This is a genomic window from Acrocarpospora corrugata (assembly GCF_009687845.1).
Classification (GTDB): Bacteria; Actinomycetota; Actinomycetes; order Streptosporangiales; family Streptosporangiaceae; genus Acrocarpospora; species Acrocarpospora corrugata.
The window spans coordinates 110,012-119,362 of the sequence record NZ_BLAD01000058.1; the positions used below are offsets into that span (position 1 = coordinate 110,012).

At 71.6% G+C, this 9,351-nt stretch carries 8 protein-coding genes and 1 pseudogene; 2 read left to right on the forward strand and 7 right to left on the reverse strand.

Annotated features, from left to right (window positions below):
* The first annotated feature begins 115 nt into the window (after positions 1-115).
* Entirely contained in the window at positions 116-1,009 is an 894-nt protein-coding gene (locus tag Acor_RS22500) for an AraC family transcriptional regulator (RefSeq protein WP_218034423.1), read from the forward strand.
* Between the two features lie 82 nt (positions 1,010-1,091).
* A complete protein-coding gene (locus tag Acor_RS22505; protein WP_155338693.1) occupies positions 1,092-2,291 on the forward strand; it encodes a benzoate/H(+) symporter BenE family transporter in 1,200 nt (399 codons plus the stop codon).
* Here the strand turns inward: Acor_RS22505 and Acor_RS22510 are convergent.
* The 7 genes and pseudogenes from Acor_RS22510 to Acor_RS44585 all read right to left on the reverse strand — a co-directional run.
* Positions 2,269-3,942: an SWIM zinc finger family protein gene (locus Acor_RS22510; RefSeq protein WP_155338694.1), complete on the reverse strand. Its 1,674-nt coding sequence runs from the start codon at positions 3,940-3,942 to the stop codon at positions 2,269-2,271. The two genes, Acor_RS22505 and Acor_RS22510, sit on opposite strands and share 23 nt — an antisense overlap.
* A gap of 70 nt (positions 3,943-4,012) precedes the next feature.
* A complete protein-coding gene (locus Acor_RS22515) occupies positions 4,013-5,857 on the reverse strand; it encodes an ABC transporter permease (RefSeq protein ID WP_155338695.1) in 1,845 nt (614 codons plus the stop codon).
* A gap of 4 nt (positions 5,858-5,861) precedes the next feature.
* On the reverse strand, positions 5,862-6,623 hold the full coding sequence (locus Acor_RS22520) for an ABC transporter ATP-binding protein (RefSeq protein ID WP_155338696.1): 762 nt from the start codon (positions 6,621-6,623) through the stop codon (positions 5,862-5,864).
* A complete protein-coding gene (locus Acor_RS22525; RefSeq protein WP_155338705.1) occupies positions 6,620-7,138 on the reverse strand; it encodes a PadR family transcriptional regulator in 519 nt (172 codons plus the stop codon). Before Acor_RS22525 ends, Acor_RS22520 begins: the two co-directional genes overlap by 4 nt.
* 197 nt (positions 7,139-7,335) lie before the next feature.
* Positions 7,336-8,934: a cellulose binding domain-containing protein gene (locus tag Acor_RS43370; protein WP_155338697.1), complete on the reverse strand. Its 1,599-nt coding sequence runs from the start codon at positions 8,932-8,934 to the stop codon at positions 7,336-7,338.
* Between the two features lie 14 nt (positions 8,935-8,948).
* Positions 8,949-9,107: pseudogene (locus Acor_RS46355) on the reverse strand (hypothetical protein); the annotation flags it as partial.
* On the reverse strand, positions 9,083-9,351 hold a 269-nt coding region (locus Acor_RS44585), incomplete at its 5' end, for a hypothetical protein (protein WP_246238960.1). The gene Acor_RS44585 and the pseudogene Acor_RS46355, both read right to left, overlap by 25 nt.

A 9,351-nucleotide genomic window follows, 5' to 3' on the forward strand; every position in this document is an offset into this window, starting at 1 on the left:
GGTGTGATCAACGGGGTTGATTCGACGGTGGGCGGCGGGGCTGAGACTATTCATGGGTGATCGTCCATAAAACCACAGTGTTCGTCTTGCCGAGTGAAGCGGTGCCATGGATGTCTTGAGCCTTGTGCTGCGGGAGTTGCGCTTCGAGAGTGCCGCCTATCGCCGGATCGAGCTGGGTGATCCGTACCAGATCGGGTTTGAGGAGCGCGGGGTGCACATCGTGGTCCGCGGGCGGTGTGACCTGGTTCTGCATGACGGCGGCGTTCAGCCGCTCGCGGCCGGTGACCTGGTCATTCTGCCCCGGGGGGACGCGCATGTGCTGCGGTCCAGCGGTGGCGGCGCGCGGCGGACCACGGTTTCCGGGCTGGAACTCGCGATGCGCGCGCCGGGCGGGTCCGGGGCCGACACCGTGCTCGTGTGCGGCGCGTTCGTCGTGGGTGAGCCCGACCATCCGGCTCTTCGCGGGCTGCCCAGGAGCATCCACATCCCTGGCGAACTCGGTCGCTGGCTGGGCCCGTTCGTCGACCTCCTGTCCGCCGAGGCGGCCGAAGGGGCGCCCGGCTCGGAACTGGTCACGGCCCGGCTCTCCGACGCGCTGATCGTGCGCGCGCTGCGGCATCACGGCGACACCGTCGACCAGCCCGGCTGGCTCACGGGCCTGCGTGACCCGTACGTGGCGGCGGCCCTGAACGCCATCCACTCCGACCTCGCCCAGCCGTGGACGGTCGACAGCCTGGCCAGGACCGTCGGCCTCTCCCGGGCCGCGTTCGCCGCCCGTTTCACCAGCCGGGTCGGCGAACCGGTCATCGGCTACCTGTCGTCGCTGCGGATGCAGCGCGCCCGCACCCTGCTCCGCGACCAGGCCTCCACGGTGGCCGCGGTGGCGGCGCAGGTCGGATACCACTCCGACGTGGCCTTCGCGGCCGCCTTCAAACGCGACTCGGGAACCTCACCCGGAGCGTTCCGGCGAAACCACCTGATCCAGATGTACCCGATCGTGACGGCATGACCGTGGACGCGCCGGTCGGACCGCCCGGCATGTGGTGATATTTCGCCGGATAGGCTGACCCGCATCTTGAGCGGAGGTGTCGATGCGCGGGTTGGTTCAGCCGGTCATCACGGGAGTGGTCACGGCGGTGGTCGGGTTCGCCAGCTCGTTCGCCGTGGTTCTGGCCGGGTTGCGGGCGGTCGGCGCGGATCCCCGGCAGGCGTCCTCCGGGTTGCTCGCACTGTGCGTGGCCGTGGGGGTCGTGGCCGTCTGGCTGGGCCTGCGCGGGAAGATCCCGGTCACCATCGCGTGGTCCACCCCCGGGGCGGCTCTGCTCGCGTCGACCGGGACCGTCTCCGGCGGGTTCCCGGCCGCGGTGGGCGCGTTCGTGGTGTGCGGCCTGCTCATCATGGCCACGGGCTTGTTCTCGGTGCTGGGCCGGTGGATCGCCGCGATTCCGGGCCCGATCGCGGGCGCGATGCTGGCCGGGGTGCTGCTGAACCTGTGCGTCGCCCCGGTGCGCGCGGTCGCCGAGGTGCCGTCGCTGGCGGTGCCGGTGGTGCTGGTCTGGGCGTTGCTGAGCAGGTTCGCCCGGCTGTGGGCGATCCCGGCGGCTCTGGTGGTGGCCGCCGTCATGATCGGCGTGACCGGTCCCGGTCTGGGCGGCGTGGATCTGTGGCCGGTGGTCGAGCCGACGGCTCCGGCCTGGAGCCTGCAGGCCATGGTCGGCATCGCGCTGCCGCTCTACCTGGTGACGATGGCCTCGCAGAACGTGCCCGGCATGGCGGTCCTGGCCGGCTTCGGCTACCGGCCCGGGCTGCGCGGGGTGCTGCTCGCCACCGGCCTGGGCAGCGCCGCCGCGGCCCCGTTCGGCGGGCACGCCGTGAACCTGGCCGCCATCACGGCCGCCCTGGCCGCAGGCCCTGACGCGCATCCCGACCCGGACCGGCGCTGGATCGCCTCGGTGACCGCCGGAGCGGCGATGATCCTGCTGGGCCTGAGCGCCGGCCTGGCCACCGCCCTGGTACTGCTGTCGCCCCCCGTCCTCATCGAGGGAGTCGCGGGCCTGGCCCTGCTCGGCGCCCTGACCTCGGCTTTGGCGGCGGCGCTTGACGATCCGCCGATGCGGGAGGCCGCGCTGGTGACCTTCGTGGTGGCCGCCTCCGGATTCACCCTGCTCGGCATCGGCGCGGCCTTCTGGGCCCTGGTGGCCGGCGGCCTGATGCTCCTGCTCCGCTACCGCCGCCCGGCACCGGAGCCCGCCACCGACCCGGCCGGAGTCAAGGAAGCCGTGCCTGGTTGAGTTCGGCCCGCAGCGCTGACTTGGCCTTGTGCTCGGCGCGCAGCCCGGCCATGTGCTGGTCGAACTTCTGACCGTGCCCGCACTGTCCGGCCAGGAGCTGGGCCTCGGCCAGCAGCTGCGCCGCCCAGGCGTACTGACGCTTCTTCTTCTCCTCGATCGCGGCCTCCGCCGCCTCCAGCAGCACGGGGTACGCCTCCGCGGGATGGGTCGCCCCGCGCGCCCTGGCCGCCCGGAGCCGCAGGTCCTGGCTCACTCCGCCCGCCCGCGCCACCTGCCAGGCGCCCTCGCTGTCCTGCTCCGACAGCATGATCTCGACCAGCACGTTGAAACGATGGTCCGTCTGGTACCGGGCGAGCTTCTCGCTCAGCCGGGTGAGCGCCCGCTCCCGCCAGCGCGGCCAGTGCGCACCCGCCGCCTCGGCGACCATGCCGTAGGTGCGCACGGATGGACTGTCGATGAAGACCGGCCACAGAAACTCGACGGCTCCCCGCTGGTCACCCGCCCTCAGCAGGCATTCGGCGCCCAGAGTGCGCAGGTCGACATCGAGCCCGAAGTCATTCAGGGCGACCTCGCCGTCGAAACGCGCCAGGCCGCCCCTGATCCACTCCAGCGCGCTCCCGTCCTTGCCCTCCCCGGCCAGCACCCGCGCGATCCGCAGCACCTGCCGGCTCGACGGCTCCCCGGCGGCCAGCGTGATCAGCCCGTCGGCGCCGCCCTCATGCTCGGCCAGCCGCTCTCTCAGCAGGACGGCCGTCGGCGGCGGGTCGCCGGCCGGATCCGGTTCCAGGTCACGCCAGGCTTGCTCGACCCGCTCCCGGTAGCGGGCCAGTCCATCCGGGCCGAGCGCTCCGGCGTAGCCGGGCAGCGCGTCCACGAACAGGGTTCCGGTCGCCAGCGCCTGGTCCACGAGACGGTCGGCGAGCGCCCGCGGGTCGGGATGGCCGTCGGAGCAGGCCGCCAGATGGATTCGCCCGGCCTCGGCCAGTGCCTGGTGAACCAGGAATCGGTCCTCCTCGGCGACGCCGGCGAGCAGGTCGATCGCGTACTCGGCCAGTTCGGTCGCCTCGCCGGTGAATCCGGCCTTCGACAGGTCCGTCACCTTCGCGAAGGCCGCCTTGACCCCGTCCAGCCATTCTTCCGTCTCGTCGTCGTCGATTCTGACGCTCAAGGCCAGGTCACGGCGGAGCCGCTCGGTGGCGAGCACGTTCTTCGCCTCGGCGCCGGCGGCGACTTCCAGTCTGGCGCGGACCATCGGCGCGGCCGTCGCGGCGCGCATCAGCTCCTCGGCCAGCCACCCGTGCTCCTGGCTCGCCAGGAAGGTCCGTAACGCCTCGTCGCTGATTTTGTCCGGGGGTTCGGGCACCGACAGCGGGCCTGCCTCGGCCATCCAGGCCAGCGCGGTCGCCACGCAGTGTTTGCAGAACTTGCCGTCGTCTCCCTGCGGGCACGAGCACTCGCCCCACATCCGGCCGTCGGCCAGGTCCAGCCGTACGTCGTAGACGGACGAACCGTCCACCACCGCGGTCGCGGCGCTCTCGGTGACCGACAGATCCTCCACCCGGTCCTGCGCGAAGTAGACCTTTCCCCGGTCGAAGGCCCGGCCCCCGGACCACTCACGGATCAGTTCCTCGGTCACCGCCTGTCGCGTCATGACAGCATGGTGCCGCGATCATCCGATCATGAAAAGTGACGATATGTGTCCAATATCGGACGGCCGTACCTCACGTGAGTTCGGTGCGGAGGATTTCGCCCACGGGATGGCGGGCGCTGAGCCGGGCCGGTATGGCGGTGAGCCCCGCGATCACGATCACGCAGCCCAGGACGACGGCGGTCAGTTGCCAGAGCGGCGGGACGGTCACCGGGTCGTCGTCGAGGAGCTCGGCGAGCCCGATTCCCGTGGCGAGCCCCAGCAGGGCGCCCGCGAGGGCGGGAAGGATCTGTGCCGTCGACAGTCCGGCGCTGACCTGGGCGGGGGTCGCGCCGAGCGCGCGGGCCAGCGCCGAGGAGCGCCTGGCGTCCAGTGCGGTCGACCAGGTGATGCAGATCGCGTTGACGGCGGCCTGGGCGACCAGCATGACCGTCATCAGCAGCAGCACCTGGCTCAGCGCGGTCCGCGGATCGGCGCCGGGGGCCTTCTCCTCGAAGCGGTGCGCGTTGGCCGCCATGGCGGCCACGATCCCGGCGACCGCGACCGCGATCCCCGCCATGCCCAGCACGGTACGGCGCGGACGCCGGGCGGCCACCCGCAACCCGAGCAGCAGCGGGACGGGCAGCCGGGTCGAGATCCCGATCAGCCACGCCGTCCGCCGCGGCGGACGGGCCGCGTCGGCCAGCGCGAGAACGGTGCTGGTACGGGCGGCGCGAACGGCCGGCAGGAAGGTCGCGACGCCCGCGATGCCGAGCGCGACGGCCGTCACCAGCGCGACGGTGGACCAGGTGAACGGCACCGCGCCCGCGCTGCCGAGCAGCCCGGTCGCGGGTTCGCTGAGCAGCGGGGCCGCCAACCGGCCGATCGCCAGCCCGGCCGCCGAGGCGAGCAGAGCCACGGCGACGTACTCGGCGAGGAGCACGGCCGCCACCAGGCCCGGGGTGCCGCCGACCGCCTTGAGCAGGCCGACCCGCCGCAGCTGGTCGGCCATCCGGCCCGCGACGAGGACCACGATGCCGGCCAGCGCGATCATGCCGAGCAGCCAGCTGGAGACCAGCATGGCGACCTGCTTCCATTCGATCATCTTGTTGTGCCCGTACAGGACGTCTTGCCACGACGCCAGGAACGGGGTGTCGAGGCTCGTCGGCAGATGCGCGTCGATGAACGCCGGGGCCGAGGCCGGGTCGGCCAGCTTCAGGTTCATGACGTACCCGAGGAACCGCGTCCGCGCGGCGAGATCACGGGCGTCCGCGTCGGTGACCCAGAGCAGGCCGTTCGGGCCGGGCGGGCCGAAGTTCACGTCCTCGCGCGGAGCGCTGACCGGCGGGGCCGTCGGGGGCGCCATCTGGTGCTCGCCGAACATGCAGGGCGAGAAGCAGATCTTCGGGTACGGCGGCATGGCGGCGGTGACCGCGACCCCGGCGACCTGGAACGACCGGTCACCCAAGGTGATCCGGTCACCGGCGCGGACCCCGAGCGCCTGAGCGAAACTGGCCTCCAGCACGGCGCCGCCGTCGCGCACCCAGCCGCCCTCGGTCACTTTGGGCTGGTCGACCGGGGCGGACGCGGCGCCACGCCCCTGCGTCCACGCCACCGTGGTGACGCCGCGCGCTTTCACGACGAGGCGCGTGTGCGGAAATGGACCGCTGTGACCGGCGACACCGGGGGCCCCGGCCAGCGCTTCCAAGGCGGCGAGCTGATCGCCGCCGGGCGAGGCGACGACACTGGCGACCACGTCGGGCCCGCCCGTCGCCACCCGCGTGGTCTGGTACGGCTGAGCCGACGCCCCCTGCAAGACGAGCCCGAGCGTCAGTGTCGCCGTGGCGGCCGTGATCGCCAGCAACAGCAGCACAGCCTCGGCCGGGCGCCGGCGCAGGTCCCGTACGGCGAGCCGGCACACGAGCAGAACGCGGCCCATCGGATCAGCCCTCCAGCCCGGCCAGCTCGCCGAGCCGCCCGGTGCTGCCGTGGGTCAGCCTGGTCTCCTCGACGAAGCCGCCGTCGCGCATCGAGATCAGCCGGTCCGCGGTGGCGGCGACCCGGGCGTCATGGGTGACGATCACCAGCGTCTGCCCGGCGGTGCGCAGACTGTCGAGCAGCCGCAGCACGTCCAGGGTCGCGGCGCTGTCGAGATTGCCGGTCGGCTCGTCGGCGAGCACGACGAGCGGCTCGTTGCTGAGCGCGCGGGCGATCGCGACCCGCTGGCGTTCGCCGCCGGAGAGCGCCGACGGCAGGTGCTCGGCGCGATGGCTGAGCCCGACGCGTTCCAGCAGCTCAGCGGCCCGGCGGCGGGCCGCGCGCGGCGACTGCCCCGCCAGCAGCGCGGGCAGTTCGACGTTCTCGGCGGCGGTGAGCTCGTCCATCAGGTGGAAGGCCTGGAAGACGAACCCGATCGCCGTCCGGCGCAGCCGGGCCAGCGCGGTCTCGCCCAGCCCGTCGATGCGGCGCCCCGCCAGCCACACCTCACCGGCGGACGGGCGTTCCAGGCCGCCCAGCAGGTGCAGCAGCGTCGACTTGCCGCTGCCGCTGGCGCCCATCACGGCCACCGTCTCGCCGGTGGCGACGTCCAGGTCGACTCCGTCGAGGGCGTGGACGATCCCGGAGCCCTGGCCGTACCGCATCCGAAGGCCGCTCGCCCGCAGGATCGGGCTTACGATCGGCAACGACTCGACGGTGTCCATCATCGGTCCTTCCTCGGAGTCCAGTAGCGGGCGCAGGCTTCCAGCCAGTGCAGGTCGGCCTGCAGTCTGAGGACCACGCCTTCGAGCAGGAGCCCGGCGGTGGAATCGGCAGGTTCGGCCAGCGCGGCGCGCTGCGCGGCGGCCAGGCCGGCCAGCACCGCGTGCCGCTGGGTGTCCACGAGCCGTCCCGGGTCGCCCAGACCGGCCGCGGCGGCGGCGACCAGTTTCAGGTGGAATTCGGCGGGCGCGGGCTTGGGCCAGCTGGTGTCGTCCAGCCATTCCATGACGCGCTCGCGGCCCGCCGCGGTCAGCTCGTAGACCTTGCGGTCCGGGCGGTCGGTCTGGCCGACTCGTTCCGCGGTCACCAGGCCGGCCTTTTCGAGGCGGGTGAGCGTGACATACACCTGGCCCGCGTTCAGGGCCTCCGCGAGCGGGCCGAGGGCGAGTTGGAGCCGGGCACGCAACTGATAGCCGTGTGAAGCCTCCTTGGCCAGCAGTGCGAGCAGCACCTCCCGCACGACTCGCAACTGATAGCCGTCTGACGGCTCCTTGCTCGATACCCCGACAGCCTGCGACACCAAAAGTCGACCCCCTAACCGTTAGCTAGGAAAGCTAACCGTTAGGTAGGGGGCTGTCAAGCCGTCGCATTGCGGCAAGCCGACGATGGCCCGCGCGGAACGCGGGCCATCGTGGTGGTGAAGTTCCTCCCGGCCGCTTATGGACTGGTGCAGGTGACCGAGGTCGGAACCACGTTGGTGGCGTTGTTCCAGCTGGCGAGGAAGCCGAACACGGTGGTGCCGGTCCTGGGCACGGAACCGTTGTGGGCGACGTTTCTCACCGTGACGTTGGAACCGCTGGTGGTCGCGGTGCCGCTCCAGATCTGGGTGATCGCCTGGCCGTTGGCGAAGGCCCACCGGACGGTCCACGCGCTGATCGGCGCGTTGCCCGCGCGGACGGTCACCTCACCTTGGAAGCCGCTCGGCCACTGCGAGATGACGCGATAGCTGGCGGTGCATGCGGAGGAGGGCGATGGGGACGGAGAAGGGGATGGGGACGGAGAAGGGGATGGGGACGGAGAAGGGGATGGGGACGGGGAAGGGGATGGGGACGGGGAAGGGGACGGCGACGGGGAAGGGGACGGCGACGGGGAAGGGGACGGCGACGGGGACGGCGACGGGGAAGGGGATGGAGAGGGCGAAGGAGATGGGGACGGAGAGGGCGAAGGAGACGGCGAAGGGGACGGGGACGGGCTCTGGGTGGGAACTCTGAATGAGTAGAAGCGCGTGCTCGCGGTGCCGCCGCGCGAGTACCCGTTGCCCCAGTACAGCTTGCCGCCGACGATCGCCGGGCCGGCGTTCGACGAACCCAGACCCTGGAACTGCCACAGCACCTGGCCGTTGGTGGCGTTCAGCGCGTACATCCAGTTGTTCATCGAGCCGACGTACACCACGCCGTTGGCGTAGGTGACCGGGCCGATCGACCGGCCGCCGCGCGGCTCGGGCACCTGCCAGAGGATCTGCCCGGTCGCCGCGTCCAGCGCCCCGAACGAGCTGTAGTCGATCGTCTGCCCGTTGGGCAGCTGGTAGGAGATGTTGCCGGCGTTGCTGGAAGTGAAGAACACGCGCTGGCCGTCGGTCGCGGTGCCCCACTGAATGCCGCCCTGCGTCGAGCCTGGCCCGACCGAGGCGCTCCAGATGATCGCCCCGGTGACCGCGTCGAGCATCCAGAACTCGCCGCTCTTCTGACCCGCGCCCACCGCGCGGCGGGTCGTCCCGTTCGGGCCGGGCAGGTTGAAGAGGTGGGTGCCGTCACCCGTGTCATGGTCCGGCCCCGGGTTCGGGCAGTTGTTCGGCGGGAAGCCCGGCAGGCAGGCGAAGTTCCACTCGTCGAAGCGGGGCGGCCCGGTGTTCCACTTGATCGCGCCCGTGGTGAGGTCCATCGCGACGATCGAGTCCTTGGCGTTCCACGTCGGCAGGCACTGCACCGCGCTCTGCGGGATCGAATAGTTCTGCCCCGTGCCGACGTAGACGGTGTTGGTGGCGGGGTCGATGCTCGGCGTGGTGCCCCACACGGACGCGCCGCTGAAGACGTCACCACCCGGCCCCTGGTCCGGCAGGGTGTACGACTTCCACCGCTGCGCCCCGGTGGCCGCGTCGATCGCCACCAGGCTGCCGCGGAACGTGCAGCAGTCGTAGGAGGTGTTCGAGGCCAGGGAGAACTCGTCGGAGGACACACCCTGATACAGCACGCCGTTGTAGTAGACCGCCCCACCTGTGAGTACGGCCGCGGGTGCGGATCGGTCGCCACGTTCCACCGCAGGTTGCCGTTGGCGATGTCGATCGCCAGCAGCCTGGCGCCGGTCTGGGTGCCGATGTAGACGGTGTTGCCGACCACGACCGGGCTGGTACGGGCGACCACGGTGCCGGTTGCGCCGACGTACGACGCGACCGACCGGGACCAGATCACCGCGCCCGTGTCCGCGTCCACCTTGTGGAAGAACCCGCCCCAATCCGGGAATAGACGGCTCCGTCCACCACGGCCGGCGTCGCCGAGACGTCGCCCCGTGTGGTGTAAGTCCAGTTGAGCAGCAGATCGTCCGCCGTCGAAGGACTGAGGATGGTCTCGGTCGGGTTGGACCGGGTGTTGCTGATGTTCTGGCCACCCATTGACCATTGCGGATCGTCTGCGGCGCTCGCGGATGTCGTAATGGAGACCACGAACGTAGCCGCCC

Coding starts and splice junctions, on each gene's coding strand:
- Acor_RS22510 (WP_155338694.1), bottom strand. CDS start 3,942: ATGACGCGACAGGCGGTGACCGAGGAACTGATCCGTGAGTGGTCCGGG.
- Acor_RS22505 (WP_155338693.1), top strand. CDS start 1,092: ATGCGCGGGTTGGTTCAGCCGGTCATCACGGGAGTGGTCACGGCGGTG.
- Acor_RS22520 (WP_155338696.1), bottom strand. CDS start 6,623: ATGATGGACACCGTCGAGTCGTTGCCGATCGTAAGCCCGATCCTGCGG.
- Acor_RS22515 (WP_155338695.1), bottom strand. CDS start 5,857: ATGGGCCGCGTTCTGCTCGTGTGCCGGCTCGCCGTACGGGACCTGCGC.